We start from the raw sequence: 20,689 nt of genomic DNA, 5'->3' as shown, positions 1-20,689 counted from the left end.
CTTGCTCCGGCGCTGGAAGTCCGCCTCGCTGCGGTCGCAGCTGGTGGTCATCATGGCCGTATTGATGGTCGTGACGGTTACCATCACCGGACTGGCAACCATCTATGTGCTCCGCCAGATCCTGATCAGCCGGCTGGACACCGATATCCAGGACAACGCCGGGGCGATCTCCCGGTATCTGGTCTCAGGCAGCGCAAGCACGGACGCGTCCCTGTTCCGCTTCTACGGTTTGTACCTCAACGAAGACGGCACGCACGGTCCGGAAACCCATTCGGAGCCAACCTTCGACACCCCCGTCATCGACCCGCTCACGTCTGAGGACGTGGATGCCCTGGGCGGCCGCGGATTCGACGTCCCCGGTACCGCCCCGGGCAGCAAGGGCTGGCGGGTGAAGGTCTTCCACATAGCCAATTTCCCCGGCTCGATCGCCGTCGCCGTCCCCCTGGACTCAGTCGCGGAAACGGTGGATGAGGCGGCCTCGCTGGTCTTCTCGGTGGGTCTGCTCGGGACACTGGGCGCCACCGGTATCGCTTACTGGGCCGTGACCCGCCAGTTCAGGCCGTTGAGCCAAGTGGAGAAGACAGCGGCCGCCATCGCCGCCGGTGATCTCTCCCGCCGTGTGGAAGTGGGCAACCCTGCCACCGAAATCGGCCGGCTTTCACGTTCCCTCAACGCCATGCTGGCCCACATCGAAACGGCCTTCGCAGCGCGCACCGCCTCTGAGCAAAAGATGCGCAGGTTCGTCCAGGACGCCTCGCATGAACTGCGGACTCCGCTGGTTACCATCCGGGGTTTTTCCGAACTGTACCGCCAGGGTGCCCTGCAGAAACCTGAGGACGTTGCTGCGGCCATGGGCCGCATTGAGAGCGAAGCCAAACGCATGGGCCAGCTGGTCGAAGACCTGCTGACCCTTGCCCGGGTCGACGAGCAGCGCCCTCTGGAGTACCAGCCGGTGGACCTGATGATTCTGGGCAATGATGCAGCACTTGATGCCCGGGCCAGCGCTCCTGACCGGGAGATCCGGGTGATCGGCCTGGACGGCAATTCCCCGCGCAGCGCACCGACCATGGGCGACGAAGCAAGGCTGCGGCAGGTGGTGGCCAACCTGATGACGAATGCCCTGCGTTACACCCCGCCCGGCAGTCCCATCGAAGTAGCCGTCGGTGTGGCACCAGTGATCCACAACCGGATGGATGCCGTACTTGAAGTCCGGGACCATGGCCCCGGCATCTCCGAAGAGGACGCTGCGCGGGTATTCGAGCGTTTCTACCGGGCTGATTCGTCCCGCTACCGTGAGACGGGCGGTACGGGGCTGGGCCTTGCGATCGTCGCAGCCCTGGTAGCCCAGCACGACGGCACCGTTCGGCTCACCGAAACGGAGGGCGGCGGAGCGACCATGTCCATCCGATTGCCGTTCATCCCGGCCGATGGCTCGCCGGACCAGGAGCCGGACAATGAGGAACACCCGGGCGGGCCTTAGGCCGCCACCTCCTCCGACTCGCTTCGATCACCGGTAAACCGATGCTCGTCATTCGCTTCAAACACGCAGGAGCGCGGTACCCGGGGGTACCGCGCTCCTGTTTGGGGTTGTGCAGGCCGGGCAGAAACCCGGCTGCGGAAGGGGCTTAGAAGCCGCCCATACCGCCCATGCCGCCCATATCGTCTCCGCCGCCCATTGCCGGTGCAGCCTTTTCGGGCTTGTCAGCAACAACGGCTTCGGTGGTGAGGAACAGGCCGGCGATGGATGCCGCGTTCTGCAGTGCGGAACGGGTGACCTTTACCGGGTCGTTGACGCCGGCAGCCAGCAGGTCCTCGTATTCGCCGGTGGCAGCGTTCAGGCCGAAGCCTTCAGCCAGGCCGCGGACCTTGTCCACCACAACACCGGGCTCGAGGCCGGCGTTGAAGGCGATCTGCTTCAGAGGAGCGTCAATGGCAACCTTGACGATGTTGGCGCCGGTAGCTTCGTCGCCTTCCAGGACCAGGTTCGCGAAGGCCTTCTGGCCAGCCTGGATCAGGGCTACGCCACCGCCGGCAACGATGCCTTCTTCGACAGCTGCCTTGGCGTTGCGCACTGCATCTTCGATGCGGTGCTTGCGTTCCTTGAGCTCGACCTCGGTAGCGGCACCGGCCTTGATAACTGCGACGCCGCCGGCCAGCTTGGCCAGGCGCTCCTGCAGCTTCTCGCGGTCGTAGTCGGAGTCGGAGTTCTCGATCTCAGCGCGGATCTGGTTGACGCGGCCGGCGATCTCCTCGGGGTCGCCAGCACCTTCAACGATGGTGGTCTCGTCCTTGGTGACAACAACCTTGCGTGCCTTGCCGAGCAGGTCCAGCGTGGCGTTCTCCAGCTTGAGGCCAACTTCCTCGGCGATGACCTGGCCACCGGTGAGGATGGCGATGTCTGCGAGCTGGGCCTTGCGGCGGTCGCCGAAGCCCGGAGCCTTGACGGCAACGGACTTGAAGGTGCCGCGGATCTTGTTGACCACCAGGGTAGCCAGGGCTTCGCCTTCAACGTCTTCGGCGATGATCAGCAGCGGCTTGCCGGACTGCATGACCTTCTCGAGGACAGCGACGAGGTCCTTCACCGAGGAGATCTTGGAGTTCACGATCAGGATGTACGGGTCTTCGAGGACCGTTTCCTGGCGCTCTGCGTCGGTGACGAAGTAGCCGGAGATGTAGCCCTTGTCGAAGCGCATGCCCTCGGTGAGCTCGAGCTCCAGGCCGAAGGTGTTGGACTCCTCGACGGTGATGACGCCTTCCTTGCCCACCTTGTCCAGTGCTTCGGCGATCAGGTCGCCAATCTGCTGGTCACCGGCGGAGATGGAAGCCGTAGCGGCGATCTGCTCCTTGGTCTCGATTTCCTTCGCGGAGGCGAGCAGCTCGGCGGTAACAGCCGCAACTGCCTTCTCGATGCCGCGCTTCAGGCCCAGGGGATCGGCGCCGGCAGCAACGTTGCGCAGGCCTTCCTTGACCAGTGCCTGTGCCAGGACGGTTGCCGTGGTGGTGCCGTCGCCTGCGACGTCGTCCGTCTTCTTGGCAACTTCCTTGACCAGCTCAGCGCCGATCTTCTCGTAGGGATCGTCCAGCTCGATCTCCTTGGCGATGGAAACGCCATCGTTGGTGATCGTGGGGGCACCCCACTTCTTTTCGAGTACGACGTTGCGGCCACGCGGGCCGAGGGTGACCTTGACGGCGTCGGCGAGGGTGTTCAGACCCCGCTCGAGGCCGCGGCGTGCCTCTTCGTCAAATGCAATGATCTTGGCCATAACGGCTATCGTCCTTCCGGAACAGTCATGCTTGGGTGTTGCATTCCTGGCTGGAGTGCCCGCGACGGACGGGAGCAGGAGCACGATCTCTTTACGCGCATCCCTAATCCCTCACCCCAGTGGCTTGCTGGTTCACTCAACGCCGCTGACTTAGCAGTCAGTCCGCAAGAGTGCTAACTCAATAATTAGCACTCCCAACCTTTGAGTGCAAGCAGTCACGCGCCCCTGTGACCGGCGCAGCGCCCTGATCGGAGGCTGGCTGAGGAAAGCGCGGAGAAACCGCCGGGTCATACCCCCGCAGCCCGCGCCGCAAGCGTAGATTGGAGGTTGTGCCCCCTGCTCCGATTGCAGGCAGTGGCTTATCGACAAACTCCAGGAGCAGGCCATGGCGACCGACCAGCCCCCGAACGATTCTTCTGCCGAGCAAAACGGCGGAGAACATACCCCTGCACCCCAGGCGCACGGCGCCAGTGCCACTCCCCCGCCGCCTCCATACGGCAAACCCCCGGGGGAGTACGATCCGCAGCAGCCCGGCTACCAGGAAGCACCACAGGGGTATCAGCAGGCACCGCAGCCGGGATACCAGCAGGCTCCGCACGGCTACCAGCAGCCCCCGCAGGGGTACCACCAACCTCAGGCCCCCGGGCCCTATCAGCAGGTCCCTCCGCCCGGCGCCTACCCGCAGGGATATCCACAGGGCGCTGCCGGACCGTACTACGGCTTCCCCGAACCCAAGTCCCGGCTTGCGGCCGGCTTGCTGGGGATCTTCCTCGGCGGGCTGGGGATACACCGCTTTTACCTCGGGTACACCACGCTGGGAGTCGTGCAGCTCCTTGTCACCTTCTTCACCTTCGGCTTCGGTGCCATCTGGGGTTTCGTCGAAGGAATCATGATTCTCGCCGGGGCCCAGTCCTTCCGGACTGACTCCCGCGGGGTTCCCCTCCGGGAGTAAGCGCCGGATCCCAAGCGCTTCCGAAGACGAGTGAGCCGGTGCCCCTCAGGGACACCGGCTCACCGCGTTTTCGGGCAGGACGTGCTGGTTAGTGATTAGACCGTCCGGACGTCCTCGGCCTGCGGCCCCTTCTGGCCTTCACCTATCTCGAATTCCACCCTCTGTCCTTCTTCCAGCGTCCGGTAACCGGCGGACTGGATTGCAGACCAGTGGACAAATACGTCGGTTTTGGCCTCGTCAACGGTGATGAAGCCGTAGCCCTTTTCTCCGTTGAACCATTTGACGATCCCCTGCGCCATTCTCTTTCTCCCCTTTTCGGCTCCACTCCCGCGATGGTGTTCCACGGCAGCAGCCGAACCGGAACGGCAAGGTGGTTTACCTGCCGTCCCGAAACGGCTGGCCCTTACTCTAACCACGCGCAGAACGGCGCGCCCCGGGGAAAAGAGGATAGTTATTGAGTCTTAACTAATGGTCCATGCGCGGAGGTTTACTGGAAGCCCGGTCCCGCCACAACGGTGACGAAGGAGAACTCGGGAGAGTCCGTAATTGTCGGAATGCCCAGTAGTGCCGAGAGCTCCTCAGCGTTGACCCGCTGCGCTTCACCGTTGTAGAAGATGACGGATGTCTGGAGCGGCGCGCCTGCCCAGTTGCCCACCTGGGCAGTGGTCCACCCGTCCGCACCGATCCGGCCGGAGATCCCGGCGCCGAGGCCGGAAATGCCGCTGGCGTTCAGCACAACAACAGGCTGCGTCTTATCCGCCGGCACGGCCTCCGGGGTCGGAGTGGGAGTGGGAGTCGGGGTTGGGGTCTCTGCAGGAGAGGGCGAAACACTGGGGCTCGGAGACTCCTGCGGCTCCTGGGATTCCTCAGCAGCGGGATTAGTCGACTCGGACACCCCGGGACTGGCACTGCTGTCTGCACCGATGCCGAGCCTTGGAAGGACGAAGTACGCGGCAAGACCCACGAGGAGGGCAAGGACACCCACGGTAATGATGAGGCCAACACCGCTGGAGCGCGCCGGAATCAACCGCTCACGGTGAACGCCTTGGCGGGTCGAGGTCTCCGGGACCTTATCGAACTCATCCCTGGGGTATTGGCTCATGGCTGCGTTGTCTGTCCTTGGTATAAGGGGAATTGCCCTAGGCGTCCGTGCCCATGCGGCGGGCGGTACGCGCGCGCTGGCGTGTAGTACGCAGTCTACGCAGGCGTTTTACCAGCATGGGATCGTGCGCCAGTGCTTCCTCGGTGTCGATCAGGGCGTTAAGGACCTGGTAGTAACTCGTGGCCGACATGCCAAACAAGTCGCGGATGGCCTGCTCTTTTGCACCGGAGTACTTCCACCACGAGCGCTCAAGGGCGAGCATTTGCTGGTCCCGTTCGCTGAGGGGACTCTGGGGATCGACCGCACCGTCGAGTGAAAACGCCGCGGCTTCGGCTGATCCTGCCAATCTATGGTCCCCGTTTCCTGCTGTACCCGGACACAGGCGCAAAAGGGCATGGCCTGGGTAAAGAGTGTGCTTCCACCTGTAATCGTAAACCGGAATAACACCGTTGTCATTCAAGCGCTGCCGCACTCCGGCTGGGATCCTGGCCCGCTATGCCCAAGACTGGAAGGGTGAACAGCAGTCCTGAACCCACCCTCTTTGACCTCGACGCCGCCGCTTCTGCCGCCGCGAACGCACCGGAGACTCCCGTCCCGTTCACAACCGGCAGCTCCCTGGCGGACCTCATGGCCCCGGACTGGGCAGAGGCACTGGCTCCCGAGGCTGCCCGGCTCCACAGCATCGGTGATGAACTTGAGCGCCGCCGCAGGAGTGGAACGCACATCCTCCCGCCGCCTGAGAGCATCCTGCGTGCTTTTGCCCTCCCGGCGGAACGGGTCAAGGTCCTCATCATTGGCCAGGACCCCTATCCCACACCCGGACATGCCGTCGGGCTCAGCTTTTCCGTCGCCCCCACGGTACGGCCGCTGCCGCGTTCCCTCGTGAACATATACAGGGAGCTGAAGGACGACCTTGGGATAGAGCCTGCGGCGCACGGTGATCTCAGCGCCTGGGCAGACCAAGGTGTCCTCCTGCTCAACCGTGCCCTGAGCGTGGACGCCGGGCAGGCAAACTCCCACCGGAACCTGGGCTGGGAACCCATCACGGAACTTGCTGTCCGCACCCTTGCCGCACGCCGGCGCGCGGACGGGTCGCCTGCACCGCTCGTAGCTGTTCTGTGGGGACGCCAGGCCCAGGCGCTGTCACCGCTGCTTGGCGCGGCGGCACGGATCGAGTCCGCGCATCCCAGTCCGCTCTCCGCGTCCAGGGGATTCTTCGGCTCACGTCCGTTCAGCAGGGTTAACGCCCTGCTGCGGGAGCAGGGAGCTTCACCAATTGACTGGAGACTGCCCGGGGTACGGTAGAGGAACTACCGCAAGTCAAGGAGAGACACAGCAATGCCTGATGCCCCTGCCACCCGCGTTCCGGCTCCGGCCCGGCGTGCACGGCCAACCCACACCATGACTGTGCTGCGCCGCGAGCAGCTCTCGCCGCATCTGGTGCGCATCGTTGCCGGGGGCGCTGGCTTCGATACTTTCACTCCGAGTGAGAGCACCGACGCGTACTGCAAGATCTGGTTTGGCCGCGACGGCCGCCCGCTGGACGGGTCCGTCTCATTGGAGACGCTGAGGGAGCAGACACCACGTGAGGACTGGCCTGTCTCGCGCACCTACACCGTCCGCTGGGTGGACATGGCCCGGCGGGAACTGGCAATGGACTTCGTAGTGCACGGAGACGCAGGCCTTGCCGGCCCATGGGCCGAGAACGCCCAGCCGGGAGACGTCCTGACGTTCGGCGGACCGGGAGGCGGTTTCGCACCGGATCCCGAAGCGGACTGGTACCTGTTCGCAGCAGACGAATCAGCCCTGCCGGCCACTGCCGCTGCTCTTGAAGCCCTGCCCCAAGGCGCCGTCGGACACGCATTTATTGAAGTTGACGGTCCCGCTGATGAGCTCCCGCTAACCGCCCCCGCCGGTGTAGTAGTCACTTGGCTGTACCGCGGCGGCGCCAAGCCCACCGGTAACCTGCTGATCGCCGCCGTCGACGCCCTGCCCTGGCATCCGGGCGATGTGCAGGTGTTTGCCCACGGCGAGCGTGAGGCGATGAAGGGGCTGCGGGACATATTCTTCAACCGGCATAAGCTTGACCGCAGCCGGGTCTCGCTCTCCGGTTACTGGGCCGACGGCCGCACGGAAGACACCTTCCAGGCAGAGAAGCGCACCCCCATCGGCAAGATCCTCTAAGCCCGCGCACCCCTGCGCTAGCGGCGCCGGTTACGGCGGTCGTTGCCGTTCAGGTTCCGGGTCAGCGGCCGCGCCAGGTTGTCGCCGAAGACCACTCCCCCCGCAATCGCAAGGATCACGGTCAGCGCGTTGAAGAGGCCAATCACCCCGTTAGAAATGTCCTCGAGTCCAATGCTCAGCCCGTACATCGAGCGGAAGATGCTTAGTCCGGGGAACAGGAACAGAATCGCCGGGACGGCGATTACCAGCTGCGGGGCCCCCATTCGAAGCGCCACGATGCGTGAGGCCATGCCGATCACGATCGCGGCGATCGCCGGAGTCAGCCGGGGCCCGATTCCGACCGCTTCGGAGGCGACGGACACCAGGAACCCGCCCGCTCCAATGAGCACTGTTGGCAGCACCAGGTTCGCCGGCGACTGTTCGGTGATGCTGATCGTAGCCAGGGCAACGGCCAGTGCGAGGACGGTCACGGCAAACGGGTACTGGGAGGAAGCCACCTCGGTCACTTCCAGGCGCGGCATCCCGGCCAGGGCTCCCGCGACCAGCGCGACGGCGATGCCCGCCACAATCGCGCCGAAGGTCAGGAAGGCGGAGAGGAAACGGCCCGCGGCAGTGACAGGGAAGCCGTTGATGGCATCCTGCACCGCGGAAACCAGACGACCCGTGGGAAGCAGCAGCAGGATTCCGCCCGCTACGACGATTCCCGGCGCCATATCGACATCGGCCACGTCAGTGGCATCCAGCCACCAGAACAGCATGGCGACCGCGGTTACCAGGAACCCGCTCGCCGCCGTAGTGAAGAAATCCGGAACGCGCCAGCGGCCTAGAACCCGCTGGAGCAGGCTCACCAGGATCGTACTGACGAAGCCAACAAGCGAACCGAGCGGCCCGCCGCCAATGAACGCGACGATGGCTGCAGAGAAGAGCCCGGCTGAGGCCGTAACGGCCCACCGGGGGAAGGGCTTGGGCTTGTGGACGATCGCGTTTAGCTGCTGCGATGCCTCCGCACGGGTGACATTACCGTCCACAATGTCCGTCACCAGACGATGGACCAGCGCCAGCCCGGCGTAGTTGTTGGTCCAGGAACGCACCACACGCATCACGGTGATGGGTGTCTGGTCCTTGGGCGAATAGTTGAGCAGGACGGACTGATTGGTGATGTCCACCTCGATGCTCTCCAGGCCGTATGCGGCCGTGACGGCGATCATCGCGGTTTCCACTTCAAGGGCACCCGCCCCGTAACGGAACATGGTCTCCGCCATGCCCAGTGCCAGGTCCAGGGTCTTTCGGGCACTGGCGTCCGGGCCGCCGGAGCGTACCCGCGGGTTGGCGTACGGACTGCCGGCAAGCCGCTCCACGATGGACATGGCCTGCGTGGGCGGAGTCTCGCCCTGCACCAGCCTGCGGAGAACGCGCCGGGCTGCAGCGGAGGATGAATCCGTCCGCTGCGCGGCCGTGGGACTGTGCTGGCGGGGGGTCGTCTTGCGGGCCCTGGGCTTACCGGTCCGGGGCACAGTGCCGGCAGGACGCCCTGCTTTGGGGTCGCCGGCCCTGGCCTCACCAGCCTTGCGTGCCGCAGCGGCTTTGGAGGAACCCTTCGGCATCCTGGGAACCGAGGAAGTGGCAGGCGGAGGCTTCGGCTTAGTGCTGCGGATTCCGCCGGTTCCGGGCACCGCGGGCAGGCCTGCTGCGGGCGTCTTGGCGCCTGGCCCCTCCACCGGGGCACCCGGTGCAGCTGCCGGCGGCCTCCTGGATTTCTCCCCCTCGCGGCGCTCGGGCACCTTGATGATGGGAATCAACCCCACGACCGGATCGTTCGCGGGCGCAGGCTTGCGGCGGTCGTCGTCGTTATCCACGGTGTCCACCCCTGCTTCCCTCCTGGTGAATGCGGTTTAGTAGAACGGCTGGTGGTGGCGACGCCAGTAAATCTGGCGCGTCACCCGTTCCCCGATGGTGTTCCAGATCCGGTACCGGAGCGGGTCCAGCACCAGGTCCCAGCACCCGGCAAAGTCCGTGACGGTCTTGGAGAAACTCGTCTTGAACAGTCCCAGCCCGTGGTGCGGGTGTTCCTTGTTCTTCAGCTCGCTGCTGGGCGGAGTGCCGCAGAAATCGTATTCCTCAATTCCGAAGTCTTCCTTGAGTTCCGTGAGCGCGGTCCACTGCACAAGGTGGGAATCACCGTACTGCTTGCGGCGCGGCTTGGACCCGCCGTCCTTGTAAGTTCCCTTTTTCCCATAGGCGATGACGAAGGCACCAACGGTGGGTTCGCCGTCTTCGTCGAACGCAAAGTAGAAGCGGCCCTGTCCGGCGGCCACGAAGTTGGACCAGAACCGGTGGTAGTACTCGTAGGAGCGCATCCGGGCATCGGAGCGGTCCTCGATGTGGCTCATCAGCTTGTACATGGCCCGCATGTTTTCCTCGGTGGGCTCCACGCGGCGCACGTCGGCGCCTTCACGGATGGCGCGGCGGACCGCATTGCGGGCGCGGGAGGAGATGTTCTTGAGGATCTGCTCGGTGTCCGGGGTGGTGTCCAGCAGAGCGGTGGAGTCGTTCGGCTGCAGGTTGAACGTCTTGACGAAGCCGGCGGAAGAGAAGAGCTCCCGGATGTCGTCACCGTCAATAATGTCCGGCTCCACTTTCAGCGCGAAGACGCGGCGGCGGGTTTCCTTGATGAACCGGCCCAGCGCCCGGGCCATGGCCGGCACGTCCTCTGGAGCAGCTGCATCAGGGCCCTTGATGAGGTACCAGAGGCTGCCCAGGACGGGAACCTTCTTCTCGATGACCAGGTTGTAGGAGGTGTATTCCGGGCAGCTGAACACAACGTGGATAGGGTTCCAGCCGTGGTGTGACTTGACCTCGGCGTAAGCGGCTGATTGCAGGACGTTGCCGCCGTTTGGGTTGGACTGAACCAGCTTGTCCCAGTCCGCAATCTCCTCGGCGGTGGCCAGGCGTGCACTAAAGTCTCGCAAAATTCCTCAACTAGTCCTCGGTTGGTGGATCGTTCTTCCGCCCCCGCACGGAGCACCGGCTCCGGGCCGTTCCAAGTCTATCTGCCGGGCGGGGGCACCCTGCACGGCCGATCCCCGGCGCGCCGGACGGACGCCGCCCGGCCGGGCACGGGAATAGCCCGGCCACTGCGGCGGTTGTGCGCAACAATAGATGCATACGCATATTTACGACGACAAGGCGGCGGTAGTGGCACAGCAGATTGAACTGGGACTGGACACGTTCGGAGACGTGACGCAGGCGGCGGACGGAGCGAAGCTGCCCATGCATGAAGTGATCCGCAATGTGGTGGCTGAAGCCGTGCTGGCCGACTCCGTGGGCCTGGACTTCATCGGAATCGGAGAGCACCACCGCGACGACTTCGCGGTGACCTCGCCTGAAACCGTCCTTGCGGCAATTGCCGGACAGACCAGCCGCATCCGGCTCGGCTCCGCCGTGACCGTGCTTTCCTCCGATGACCCCATCAGGGTCTACGAGCGCTTCGCCACCCTGGACGCCGTGTCCAGCGGCCGGGCCGAAGTAATCCTGGGCCGCGGCTCCTTCACCGAATCCTTCCCGCTGTTCGGCTTTGACCTAGCGGACTACGAGGTGCTGTTCGAAGAGAAACTTGATCTTTTCACCCGCCTGCTGGGCGAAGAGCCGGTCACGTGGGAAGGCAGCATCCGCCCTCCGATGCGCGGCGTGCAGGTGTACCCGCAGACCGGGCACGGACGAATCCCCACCTGGATAGCAGTGGGCGGCACCCCGCAGTCAGTGGTGCGCGCGGCGCACTATGAGCTGCCGCTGATGCTGGCGATTATCGGAGGGGAACCCGCGCGCTTCACGCCTTTCGTATCGCTGTACAAGCGGGCGCTGAAGGAATTCGGCAAGCCGTCCCTGCCGATCGGAGCGCATTCCCCCGGTTACATCGCCGCTACTGACGAACAGGCCCTCGACGAAGCCTGGCCGCACTACGCCCAGATGCAGAACCGGATCGGCCGCGAACGGGGCTGGCCCCCTGTCACACGGGCCGAGTACGAGGCCGGTGCCGGACCGGACGGAGCCCTGTTCATCGGCTCCCCGGAAACGGTTGCGGACAAGATCACGCGCACGGCACGAACACTGGAGCTGTCCCGGTTCGACCTGAAGTACAGCCTGGGCACCCTGCCGCACGCCAACCTCATGAAGTGCATCGAGCTGTACGGCACCGAAGTGGCCCCAAGGGTCCGGGCAGCACTGGCGGAGGCCGAGGACTAGACCGAGGTGGGGAGGAACCAGCGCGTGCGCGGTTCCTCCTCCGCGAGGGACGCTGCGTGTTCAATGTTCTGCCGGTCCGCACCGGTGAGGCGCTGGTGTTCCTGGCGCATGTACTCCCGCCAGGTTGGGACGTCGTAGATCTCCCTGAACTGGCGGGAGTCCGTGACAGAGTGGACCAGCTCCCACGTCGTCGCACCGGTGCGCAGCCGGGAAAGCCGGACCTCGCGCATCGACTCCACAAACTCGGATGCTTTGCCGGGCTCAAGTTCGTAGGCCACCAGGATGGTCACGGGCCCGTCCCCGGGGTTGGGCTCCGCCTCGACTTCCAGGCCGAGGTCCGGTTCCGGAACGCTGCGGTCCAGTTTCCCGGTTCCAGGAAGCAGGGGAAGCGGCAGGACGCTGAGCGCAACGAGCAGGAGCACGACGGCGGAGGCCGCCAGTACGGGGGCGTAACCGTAGGCGGTGGCCAGCGAGCCCCAAAGTACCGATCCAAGAGCCTGGGTGCCGGTGAGCACCATCAGGTAGACCGAGAGTCCCCGTGCACGGACCCATTCGGGCAGGGTTAGCTGCATGGCACTGTTCAGGGTGGAGAGCGTGTTGATCCACGCCATGCCCGCCAGCACCAGCAACAGGCCCAGCGGCAGGGGCGGAAGGTACCCCGCGGAGAAGACCGCGGCGGCAAACACCGCCGCGGACGCACCCAGCAGCGCTGTGTCATTGAGCAGTGCGCGGGTCCTTGAAAGCAGCACCACACCCAGGATTGCCCCGCTTCCAAGTGCTGCCAGCAGCAGACCGTATCCGGAGGACCCCAGGCCCAGGTGCCCGTTTACGGCAACGGGCAGGAGCGCATAGAGCGCGCTGGCCGGAACCATAAAGAGGATGCACCGCAGCAGGATCCGCCGGATGCGCGGAGCTGCCCGGATGTACCGCACCCCCGCACCCATGGCCTCGCCAAAATGTTCACGGTCTTCAGGACTCTGGGGTGCGCTGCGCCAGAGGAACACCGCCAGAGCCGTACCAATAAAGGACACGGCGTTGACGCCGAACACAAAAGCAGGGCCGGCCACCGAGACCAGCAGGCCACCCAGGGCGGGCCCGATTGCCCGTGCGGTGTTTACCGCTACGGACCCCAGAGCGGAGGCAGAACGGATCTGCTCGCGGGGCACCAGCGACGGGGTGACCGCCTGCCAGGCCGGCGAACTCAGGGCTACGCCGCAGCCGATGAGGAATGTGTAGAGGAGCAGGGAATCGGGCCCCAGCAGCCCCAGTGCCGCGATTCCCGTCAGCAGGCAGCCGGCACCGGCAGCGAACAGGTTGCTCCCCAGGATCAGGCGGCGGCGGTTGAAGGCATCAGCCAGCACACCGGCGACCAGCCCAAGCAGGAGAGCCGGCGCCAGGGACGCAGACTGCACCAAGGACACCAGGACCGGGCTGGCGCCGGTCTCCACCAGGAACCACTGTGCTCCCACCGTCTGCATCCAGCTGCCAATGTTGGAGCCCAGCTGCGCCAGCCAGAGGACCAGGAACCATTTACTGCGAAGCGGCGCCCAGGGAGATTCCATCGGATTCCTCCGTCAGTGGCGGCGCTGCGCTGCCGGGATGGTGCCCCAAACCGGCGCGAGCGCTCACTGGCAGAGTAGGTTGCGGCGGTCTGCGGCGTCCAGAGCGAAGGCGCGAAGGGAGTATCCTGACAGCGTGTCACCAAAATTGGTTGCCCAAGGCACCAGTGTTCCTGAAAGGATGCCCCAAACATGTATGTGGTAGTCAATACCCTGGAAATCACGCCGGATACCGCGGAAGCCTTTGAAAAGGCCTTCATCGACAGCATGGCGCATCTTGAGGGAGTTCCAGGGCTCGGACGCAGCACGCTGATGCGTCCCGAAGGTTCCTCCAACACTTACCTCTCCACCATGGAATTTGATTCCAAGGAGAGCTTCCTGGCCTGGCTGAAGTCTGACTCGTTCAAGGCATCCCACTCCGATGACCAGGCCCCGGGCATGCAGGCACCCAACGCCGTCGCTTCCTACACCGTTATCAAGGACACCGCTGCCTAAGACTGGAGCAGGACTGCCACCCGGGGCGCCGGCTACCAGCCGTGCGCTCCGGCAAAGCCCTTCCACAGGCGGCGAAAACGCTTTTCCGCTGCCTTCAGCCGCTGCTCCTCCACGGCGTGCAGCCGTCCGTAGGTAAAGCCGCCGCCTCCCCGGCCTGGACGCCGGCTCAGACGGAGCAGCAGGTCCTGGGTGACCACACTGTCCTGGTGCTCTCCCAGCACCTTCTGGATGCCTTCGGCCGCTTCCACCATTGATTCGGCAGCTTTGCCGCCAACGGGCACGAACGCTTCTGCTGCGTAGCGAAGTCTCTTGGCATCCTTGCGTGCCTCGTGGAGGAGCTCTGACCGTGCTGCGCCCCCGGTTTCCTGTTTGGCGGCACGAACGCGGTTTTTCAGCCGCCGCAGGTCCTTCCGAACCAGTTTCTTCCCCGCTTTGGCTGCGGGCCGTTCGGCGCGGCCGGTCAGCTGGGGAGCGGCCACGAGCACACCCAGGTCCCGCACCAGCGCGGCGTAGCGCGGGGAGTCGAGTCCCCGGCGGATGGCATCGAGCGCAGCGGAATAGTCTCCGAGCAGCTCCTCGTCAATCCTCGCCGAAACCGGCCCCTTGACCAGGAACTCCGGCTGCGCAGCGAGGAGTTCCTGCAGGCGGTGGCGCATTACCTGGGCATCGCGTGCGGCGCCGAGGAGCTGGGACAACCATTTGAGTTCATCCCGAATGCCGTTTGCCGGCTCCGGGTGCAGCATTTTGCGGTAGCTGGCGAGTACCGAGCGCATCCTGCGGGTACTGACACGCATTTTGTGCACGGCCTCCGGCTCCTCTGTCCGCAGCCGCTGCTCCTGGCTGAGCATTTCCGCGTATTGCGCCTGCAGGTAGGCCATCAGGACCCCGCCCGCTGTTCCAGTCAGTGCACGTGTATCAGCGGCCGGGAGGTCGGTAGCGGAAGCCATGGCCCAGTATAGGTCCGGGATGCCCGAGCCGGGCTAGACCCCTGTACCCGGAGACCGGGGCCGCCGTAGCATCGGCTTTACCGGCCCCACGGCTGGAATACCGCCGCCGAACGTTCTGGAGGCCAGGCCCATGAACCCGATGCGCTACGTAAAGCTTGGCCGTTCCGGGGCCACCGTTTCAGCCATCGGGCTGGGTTGCCTGGGTTTCGGAGACCCCAACCGCGGCACCCATGCCTGGACCCTGCGCGAGGAAGAATCCATGAACCTCATCCGCCGTGGCCTGGAGCTGGGAATCAATCTGTTCGACACTGCGAACGTCTACTCCGCCGGAGACAGCGAAAGGATCCTGGGCCAGGCCCTGCGGGAGTACGCCCGCCGGGAGGAAGTTGTGATTGCAACCAAGGCACACGGAGAAATGGCGCCCGGACCCAACGGCTGGGGACTCTCCCGCAAGCACATCCTCTGGCAGGTCGAAGAGTCACTGCGGCGGCTGGGAACGGACTACATCGATCTGTACCAAATCCACCGCTGGGACGGATCCACACCACTGGAGGAGACCCTTTCCACCCTGGACCAGCTGGTGCAGGACGGGAAGGTCCGGTACCTGGGTGCATCCACCACCTACGCCTGGCAGCTGGCCAAGGCTGTGCACCTGCAGCGGCAGAACGGCTGGACCGGTTTCGTCACCATGCAGGACCATTACAACCTCATTTACCGCGAGGAGGAACGGGAAATGTACCCGCTCTGCCTCGACGAGGGCATCGGTGTGCTGGCTTACTGTCCCTTGGCCCGGGGGCGGCTTGCCCGGCCCTGGCATGTCGAGAGCCGGCGCCGCGGACACGATGCCCTGGCCGATGCCATGTACGGGGCACACGAGGAAACCGACCGCAGGATCTCGGACGCAGTCGGCACGGTTGCAGACGCCCATGGGGTGTCACGGGCGCAGGTTGCACTGGCCTGGGTGCTCGGGCACCCGGTGGTCACGGCACCCCTGATCGGCGTCACCAGCCTGGCACAGCTGGACGACGACGTCGCCGCCCTGGATCTGGAGCTCACTGCCGAGGACCTGGCCCTGCTGTCCGAGCACTATGTCCCCCACGGCGTCGTGGGCTTCTAGGCTCCCCGCAGCGCTGCGCCTACCCCTTCACGGCCCCCGCAACCAGGCCCGAAGCGATGTAGCGCTGCAGGAACAGGAACAGTGCCATCACAGGCACGGCGGCGAGCACGGCACCGGCGGAGAAGACTCCCCAGGTGCGGGACTGGTTATCCCCAACAAAGGAGTAGAGCCCGACGGCGAGGGTCTGGCTGTCGGGATCGTTCAGCACAATCGAGGCGATCATGAACTCCCCCGTGGTGGTGATGAAGGTCAGCAGGCCAACAATCGCCAGGATGGGGGTGACCAGCCGAAGGATGATGGTGAAGAAGATCTGGAAATGGCCGGCACCATCGATCCGCGCGGCTTCGTCCAGGGTTTTGGGAACCGTGTTGAAGAAGCCGTACATCAGGTAGGTGTTTACGCCCAGCGCTCCGCCCAGGTACACCATAATCAGGCCGATCTGGCTGCCCAGCCCCAGCCACGGAACCACATCAGAAATGCCGGAGAGCAGCAGGAAGATGGCTACAACCCCGAGCATCTGCGGGAACATCTGCAGCAGCAGCAGGCTCAGCAGGCCCATGCGCCTGCCGGTGAAACGCATCCGTGAAAAACAGTAAGCGGCAAGCGCTCCGAGGAAAACAGTGGCGGCACTGGTGATCAGCCCGATCACCAGTGTGTTCAGGAACCAGCGGCCAAACGGCTTCTGCGGGTCGGTAAACAGTGCCTGGAAGTTCGCAAACCCGATGTCGCGGAACAGACCGGATGAAGCCACCAGGGTACCGGTGGGGCTCAGCGCCGCAGAAAGGACGTAGGCCAGCGGCAGCAGCGCGAAGGCGGTCATCACCAGACCAACCAGGTGCCTCCACCCGGTGTCCTTGAACCAGGCACCGAACCTGCGGCGGGACGGCCGGGCTGCCGGTGCGGCAGGCACCGCCGGGGCATCCGGGCGGGGAGGAAGGGCGGTGGAGGTACTCATGAATTTACTTCTTCCAGCGACTTGGTCTGCCTGAAGCTGACAGCGGAGATAACGGCCACAATGATGAAGATCAGGATTGCCAGCGCACTGGCCAGCCCGTAGTCACGCCCGGTGCCCTGGCCGAAGGCAACCTTGTAGACCACCGTGATCAGCAGGTCGGTGGCACCGATGTCCTGGCTGGTCCCCGGGAAGCGCGGTCCGCCGCCGGTGAGCATAAAGATCACGTTGAAATTGTTGAAGTTGAACGCAAACGTTGAGATCAGCAGCGGAGCGGTGGAGACCAGCAGCAGCGGCAGCTTGATGGACTTGAAGATCCGCCAGGCTCCGGCGCCGTCCATCCTGGCGGCCTCATTGACCTCTTCCGGCAGCGACTGCAGTGCGCCGGTACAGACCAGGAACATATAGGGGAAGCCAAGCCAGGTGTTCACCAGCAGCACGCTGGCCTTGGCCAGCCAGGGATCGTTCAGCCAGGGGATGGAAGCACCTCCGAAGAAGGTGCCGTTGATGAAGCCAAACTCCTGGTTGAGCATGCCGGACCAGACGAGCCCGGCCAGGAAAGCCGGGAACGCGTAGGGCATGATCATCAGCACACGGTAGATCTTCTTGCCGCGGAGCGTGGGGTGGTTGAACGTGATGGCCAGGAACAGTCCCAATCCGAAGCACAGTGCCACGGAGGCAACGGCGAAGGTGAACGTCCAGCCGATTACGCTCATCAGGGGGCCGCGGAGCTCCGGGTCGGTGACCGCCCGTTCGAAGTTCTCGAAGCCGACGTTAATCTTCCAGCCGGTGGCCAGCCGCTCCCCCGCGTCGGAGACGAAGGATCCCTCCCCGCTGTCGCGGTAGACAGTCCCGGTCTCAGTGTTGGTGAAGGTGTCGGCGGCCTCGTCATACACCAGGACCGGCTTGTAGACGTAGGCATTGGAGCCGTCGGCAGTCTGAAGCGTGCCGTCGTCGAGGTCCTCGGAGAACGGAACCTTGAGTTCCAGGATTTCCGACTGCCGGTTCAGCAGGTCGTTGAAGGCGAGGGTTTCATAACCCTCGGCGCCGGTCGCTTTGCCGGCCCCACCCATCTGCGCTCCGGCAACTTCTTCGAGGGGCTGGTCCGCGCCGCCCAGCTGCACGGCGCCGTCGGGATCCGTGACCAGCAGGAACAGCTCATCCCCCTGTTCAACGACCGAAACGGCATACGCCGGTGAGTCCGGGACCCGCTGCTGGGCCGTCAGCTGAATCGCTGCGACGGCATCTTCCTTGGTGCTGTTGTGCCCGTCACCGTAGTTGGTGAAGGCGACGTAGCCGCTGTAGACCACCACAAAAACCTGGAAGACCAGCAGGAAGAGGACACCAGGGGCGAGGTACTTGGCCGGCAGTCCGCCGCGGCGCAGATAGATCCAGTTGATGATCACGGTGACTGCCGCGGCCACGCCGAACACCAGCCACTGTTCGTTCAGGAACAGTGCCATAAGGACGTAGACCGCGAAGGCGTCCACCAGGCCAAGCAGTACGATCTTCGCCAGCGTTCCGGCCAGCGAGTCAGGACTCCGGCGCCGCGTTTTGGCGGGGGCGGGTTTGAGGGGGCGGACGGGTGCGTCCGTTGAAACTGCCATGAAGTTCTCCTACAAGTGGCCCGAACAGGACGAACCCGTTCGGGCCACTTGGCGCCTGCGGCGTGTTAGGTGCCGCTACTTGCTGATTTTGGACTCAATGTTGGAGACCATGGCGGGCCAGGCGGTGGCCGGGTCGGCTTCGCCCTTGATCAGGGCCAGCTGCGTGCCGCCCCAGTCGGCCCAGACGGCTTCCATTTCCGGGATGGCGGGCATCGGTACGCCGTTGGCGCCGATCTCGCCGAACGCTGCAACAATCGGGTCGGCAGCGGCCTTGTCGAAGGACGCGGTCAGGGCCGGGGGCCGGCCGCCGGCTTCGAACATTGAGTCCTGGACAGCCTCGGTGGTGAGGTAGTTCAGGGCGAATTCGTTTGCGGCCAGTGCGTTCTGGCTCTTGGAGCTGATGAAGAACCCGTTGACGCCGACGAACGGCTGTGCCGGTGCGTCACCGGCGGTGGGCAGCGGGTCAACGGCCAGGTTGATGCCGGCCGCAACGGCGTCGGGCACGTTCCACGGTCCGGTCAGGAGGTACGGCGAGGCGCCGGCGTTGAACTTCTCCTTGGCGATATCCGGGGTAATGCTGGAGTTGAAGATGCGTTCGCCGGAATCGCCCCAGGCCACCAGCTTCTCAGCGAATTCAACGCCGCCGGGGTTGCCGAGTTCGAGCTTGGAGGCGTCGTAGCTGCCGGTCTCGTCGGTGCCGAAGACCGGTACGCCCATGGAGGTCTGCAGCGGGTACAGGTGGTAGGGGTCGCCCTGCTTGGGGTCCATCTGGACCAGGAACGGGAACTCTGCCTTGCCGTCAGCAACGGCGGCCTTTCCGTTGGCAATGACCTCGTCCATGGTGGCGGCAGGTTCGCTGACCAGGTCGGTGTTGCGCAGCAGGCCGATGTTCTCGATCGAGTAGGGCACGCCGTAGGTGTTGCCCTCATAGGTCATCGCCTTGATGGCGCTTTCCTGGAACTGGCCTGCCTTGTCCCCGAGTTCGATCGGTGCCACAACACCGTTCTGCACGAACTTGCCCAGCCAGTCGTGCGGACCGACGATCAGGTCCGGACCCTTGCCCGTGGGCACCTGGGTAATGAAGTCGTCGGACACCTGCTGGAAGTCCTTGGTGACCAGCTTGACTTCAATGCCGGTGTCTTCCTTGAACTTCTCCGTGACCTCAGTCAGGGCCGGGGAGCGTTCGGCGTCCACCCACATGGTCAGGGTGGTGGCTCCGGCCGACGCGAGGTCGCTGGATTCCGCCCCTTCACCGGTATCCGAGCCGCCGCCGCAGGCGCTCAGGACGAGGGCAGCGGTGACCGACACCGCACCGAGAGTAAAGGTACGGCGGCCAAACGCCGTCGTACCCGTTGTGCGCACCTTCATTGGTGTACCTCTTCTGTGTTCTGGCCCCGGAATGCCGGGGAGGTAATTGGTGCCTGTCCGGGATCCGGACGACGGCATGGACGCAAGTGTAAGCGTGTGCGCACTGTGCGTCCAGTCACACACAGCTAGTTTTTCCCGCTCCGAACGCCACGCTGCTGGAATACCTATAACAACAGGCGAGAGCGCGGAGTTTTCAGTGAAGACGTAATTCCGACCGAATGTGGAAGCGTTTGCATGAAGGGGCGTACCCTCCTCTAGGATGCAAGGCATGCTGAGCTCTATCGCCGTCCCGTCCGTCGACCTCCCCGGTGCCGCCCTGGTGCCGGTCCATGAAGCCTCTACCGACCGTGAGAGGCAGTGGTGGCGCTCCTCGGTGATCTACCAGATCTACCCCCGCTCCTTCCGCGACCTGCGCGGGGACGGCATCGGAGACCTGCCCGGCATCACCGCCGAAATCCCCACCCTGGCCGAACTGGACATCGACGCGATCTGGCTCTCCCCCTTCTACGTCTCCCCCCAAAAAGACGCCGGCTACGACGTCGCCGACTACTGCGCCGTCGACCCCCTCTTCGGCACCCTGGACGACTTCGACAACCTCGTCGCCACCGCACGCGAGCACGGCATCCGGGTCATCGTGGACCTCGTCCCCAACCACTGCTCCGACCAGCACACCCTCTTCCAAGCCGCCCTGGCCGCCCCCGAAAACTCCCCCGCCCGCGACATGTTCATCTTCCGCGACGGCACCGGAGAACACGGTCAAAACCCGCCCAACAACTGGCAGTCCCACTTCGGCGGCCCCGCCTGGACCCGTACCACCAACCCCGACGGCACCCCCGGCCAGTGGTACCTGCACCTCTTCGACTCCACCCAGCCCGACTTCAACTGGGACAACCCCGCCGTC

General features: G+C 64.7%; 19 protein-coding genes. 8 read left to right on the top strand and 11 right to left on the bottom strand.

What is annotated here, in order from left to right; genetic code table 11:
• Position 1 precedes the first annotated feature (1 nt).
• Positions 2-1,480, top strand: a complete 1,479-nt coding sequence (locus AO716_RS05185; protein WP_055239907.1) for a sensor histidine kinase — start codon at positions 2-4, stop codon at positions 1,478-1,480.
• Positions 1,481-1,625: 145 nt separating this feature from the next.
• Here AO716_RS05185 and groL read toward each other — a convergent pair whose 3' ends face one another.
• The gene (gene groL / locus AO716_RS05180; protein WP_055239906.1) at positions 1,626-3,263 is read right to left on the bottom strand and encodes a chaperonin GroEL; all 1,638 of its coding nucleotides are present in this window, start codon (positions 3,261-3,263) and stop codon (positions 1,626-1,628) included.
• Positions 3,264-3,648: 385 nt separating this feature from the next.
• Between groL and AO716_RS05175 the strand changes: the two genes are divergently transcribed.
• On the top strand, positions 3,649-4,215 hold the full coding sequence (locus AO716_RS05175) for a TM2 domain-containing protein (protein WP_055239905.1): 567 nt from the start codon (positions 3,649-3,651) through the stop codon (positions 4,213-4,215).
• Positions 4,216-4,310: 95 nt separating this feature from the next.
• On the opposite strand, the gene AO716_RS05170 is transcribed toward AO716_RS05175, so the two are convergent.
• The 3 genes from AO716_RS05170 to AO716_RS05160 all read right to left on the bottom strand — a co-directional run bounded on the left by AO716_RS05170 (position 4,311) and on the right by AO716_RS05160 (position 5,663).
• Positions 4,311-4,514, bottom strand: a complete 204-nt coding sequence (locus AO716_RS05170; protein WP_055239904.1) for a cold-shock protein — start codon at positions 4,512-4,514, stop codon at positions 4,311-4,313.
• Between the two features lie 188 nt (positions 4,515-4,702).
• Positions 4,703-5,317, bottom strand: a complete 615-nt coding sequence (locus AO716_RS05165; RefSeq protein WP_082413339.1) for a LytR C-terminal domain-containing protein — start codon at positions 5,315-5,317, stop codon at positions 4,703-4,705.
• Between the two features lie 37 nt (positions 5,318-5,354).
• The gene (locus AO716_RS05160) at positions 5,355-5,663 is read right to left on the bottom strand and encodes a DUF3263 domain-containing protein (RefSeq protein WP_055239902.1); all 309 of its coding nucleotides are present in this window, start codon (positions 5,661-5,663) and stop codon (positions 5,355-5,357) included.
• A 167-nt stretch (positions 5,664-5,830) separates the two neighbouring features.
• On the opposite strand from AO716_RS05160, the gene AO716_RS05155 reads away from it, so the two are divergent.
• Positions 5,831-6,622 carry a uracil-DNA glycosylase gene (locus tag AO716_RS05155; protein ID WP_404321214.1) on the top strand — a complete coding sequence of 264 codons (792 nt, stop codon included), beginning with the start codon at positions 5,831-5,833 and terminating at the stop codon, positions 6,620-6,622.
• A gap of 33 nt (positions 6,623-6,655) precedes the next feature.
• Positions 6,656-7,501 carry a siderophore-interacting protein gene (locus AO716_RS05150; protein ID WP_055239901.1) on the top strand — a complete coding sequence of 282 codons (846 nt, stop codon included), beginning with the start codon at positions 6,656-6,658 and terminating at the stop codon, positions 7,499-7,501.
• A gap of 17 nt (positions 7,502-7,518) precedes the next feature.
• Here the strand turns inward: AO716_RS05150 and AO716_RS05145 are convergent, their stop codons facing one another.
• The gene (locus AO716_RS05145; protein ID WP_082413370.1) at positions 7,519-9,105 is read right to left on the bottom strand and encodes a threonine/serine exporter family protein; all 1,587 of its coding nucleotides are present in this window, start codon (positions 9,103-9,105) and stop codon (positions 7,519-7,521) included.
• 288 nt (positions 9,106-9,393) lie between these two features.
• On the bottom strand, positions 9,394-10,470 hold the full coding sequence (locus AO716_RS05140; protein WP_055239900.1) for a lipid II:glycine glycyltransferase FemX: 1,077 nt from the start codon (positions 10,468-10,470) through the stop codon (positions 9,394-9,396).
• Positions 10,471-10,660: 190 nt separating this feature from the next.
• On the opposite strand from AO716_RS05140, the gene AO716_RS05135 reads away from it, so the two are divergent.
• Positions 10,661-11,743, top strand: coding sequence for an LLM class flavin-dependent oxidoreductase (locus tag AO716_RS05135; RefSeq protein ID WP_055239899.1), 1,083 nt, complete (start codon positions 10,661-10,663; stop codon positions 11,741-11,743).
• Here AO716_RS05135 and AO716_RS05130 read toward each other — a convergent pair.
• Positions 11,740-13,305 (bottom strand): MFS transporter, encoded by a 1,566-nt coding sequence (locus AO716_RS05130; protein WP_055239898.1) that lies wholly within the window; start codon positions 13,303-13,305, stop codon positions 11,740-11,742. The two genes, AO716_RS05135 and AO716_RS05130, sit on opposite strands and share 4 nt — an antisense overlap.
• A 189-nt stretch (positions 13,306-13,494) precedes the next feature.
• On the opposite strand from AO716_RS05130, the gene AO716_RS05125 reads away from it, so the two are divergent.
• Positions 13,495-13,797 (top strand): antibiotic biosynthesis monooxygenase family protein, encoded by a 303-nt coding sequence (locus AO716_RS05125; RefSeq protein WP_055239897.1) that lies wholly within the window; start codon positions 13,495-13,497, stop codon positions 13,795-13,797.
• A gap of 32 nt (positions 13,798-13,829) precedes the next feature.
• Here the strand turns inward: AO716_RS05125 and AO716_RS05120 are convergent, their stop codons facing one another.
• Positions 13,830-14,744: a CHAD domain-containing protein gene (locus AO716_RS05120; protein ID WP_055239896.1), complete on the bottom strand. Its 915-nt coding sequence runs from the start codon at positions 14,742-14,744 to the stop codon at positions 13,830-13,832.
• A 139-nt stretch (positions 14,745-14,883) separates the two neighbouring features.
• Here AO716_RS05120 and AO716_RS05115 point away from each other — a divergent pair, with 139 nt between their 5' ends.
• Entirely contained in the window at positions 14,884-15,861 is a 978-nt protein-coding gene (locus AO716_RS05115; protein ID WP_055240092.1) for an aldo/keto reductase, read from the top strand.
• A 19-nt stretch (positions 15,862-15,880) separates the two neighbouring features.
• On the opposite strand, the gene AO716_RS05110 is transcribed toward AO716_RS05115, so the two are convergent.
• The 3 genes from AO716_RS05110 to AO716_RS05100 form a co-directional block, all read right to left on the bottom strand.
• Positions 15,881-16,816, bottom strand: a complete 936-nt coding sequence (locus AO716_RS05110; protein WP_055239895.1) for a sugar ABC transporter permease — start codon at positions 16,814-16,816, stop codon at positions 15,881-15,883.
• The gene (locus AO716_RS05105; RefSeq protein ID WP_055239894.1) at positions 16,813-18,420 is read right to left on the bottom strand and encodes an ABC transporter permease subunit; all 1,608 of its coding nucleotides are present in this window, start codon (positions 18,418-18,420) and stop codon (positions 16,813-16,815) included. Before AO716_RS05105 ends, AO716_RS05110 begins: the two co-directional genes overlap by 4 nt.
• A 75-nt stretch (positions 18,421-18,495) precedes the next feature.
• Positions 18,496-19,788: a maltose ABC transporter substrate-binding protein gene (locus AO716_RS05100; protein ID WP_055239893.1), complete on the bottom strand. Its 1,293-nt coding sequence runs from the start codon at positions 19,786-19,788 to the stop codon at positions 18,496-18,498.
• A gap of 268 nt (positions 19,789-20,056) precedes the next feature.
• On the opposite strand from AO716_RS05100, the gene AO716_RS05095 reads away from it, so the two are divergent.
• Positions 20,057-20,689, top strand: a 633-nt coding sequence (locus AO716_RS05095) for an alpha-amylase family glycosyl hydrolase (RefSeq protein ID WP_268753558.1), incomplete at its 3' end; no start/stop codon positions are given.

Source organism: Arthrobacter sp. Edens01, from assembly GCF_001307035.1.
Classification (GTDB): Bacteria; Actinomycetota; Actinomycetes; order Actinomycetales; family Micrococcaceae; genus Arthrobacter_B.
Note: the sequence above shows the minus strand (reverse complement) of the source record. Positions and strands in the feature narration are given on the sequence as shown.

Excerpts from the sequence above, each read along its gene's own strand:
- groL (WP_055239906.1), bottom strand. The coding sequence starts at position 3,263 with ATGGCCAAGATCATTGCATTTGACGAAGAGGCACGCCGCGGCCTCGAG.
- AO716_RS05175 (WP_055239905.1), top strand. The coding sequence starts at position 3,649 with ATGGCGACCGACCAGCCCCCGAACGATTCTTCTGCCGAGCAAAACGGC.
- AO716_RS05170 (WP_055239904.1), bottom strand. The coding sequence starts at position 4,514 with ATGGCGCAGGGGATCGTCAAATGGTTCAACGGAGAAAAGGGCTACGGC.
- AO716_RS05165 (WP_082413339.1), bottom strand. The coding sequence starts at position 5,317 with ATGAGCCAATACCCCAGGGATGAGTTCGATAAGGTCCCGGAGACCTCG.
- AO716_RS05150 (WP_055239901.1), top strand. The coding sequence starts at position 6,656 with ATGCCTGATGCCCCTGCCACCCGCGTTCCGGCTCCGGCCCGGCGTGCA.
- AO716_RS05145 (WP_082413370.1), bottom strand. The coding sequence starts at position 9,105 with ATGCCGAAGGGTTCCTCCAAAGCCGCTGCGGCACGCAAGGCTGGTGAG.
- AO716_RS05135 (WP_055239899.1), top strand. The coding sequence starts at position 10,661 with ATGCATACGCATATTTACGACGACAAGGCGGCGGTAGTGGCACAGCAG.
- AO716_RS05130 (WP_055239898.1), bottom strand. The coding sequence starts at position 13,305 with ATGGAATCTCCCTGGGCGCCGCTTCGCAGTAAATGGTTCCTGGTCCTC.
- AO716_RS05125 (WP_055239897.1), top strand. The coding sequence starts at position 13,495 with ATGTATGTGGTAGTCAATACCCTGGAAATCACGCCGGATACCGCGGAA.
- AO716_RS05120 (WP_055239896.1), bottom strand. The coding sequence starts at position 14,744 with ATGGCTTCCGCTACCGACCTCCCGGCCGCTGATACACGTGCACTGACT.
- AO716_RS05115 (WP_055240092.1), top strand. The coding sequence starts at position 14,884 with ATGCGCTACGTAAAGCTTGGCCGTTCCGGGGCCACCGTTTCAGCCATC.
- AO716_RS05110 (WP_055239895.1), bottom strand. The coding sequence starts at position 16,816 with ATGAGTACCTCCACCGCCCTTCCTCCCCGCCCGGATGCCCCGGCGGTG.
- AO716_RS05105 (WP_055239894.1), bottom strand. The coding sequence starts at position 18,420 with ATGGCAGTTTCAACGGACGCACCCGTCCGCCCCCTCAAACCCGCCCCC.
- AO716_RS05100 (WP_055239893.1), bottom strand. The coding sequence starts at position 19,788 with ATGAAGGTGCGCACAACGGGTACGACGGCGTTTGGCCGCCGTACCTTT.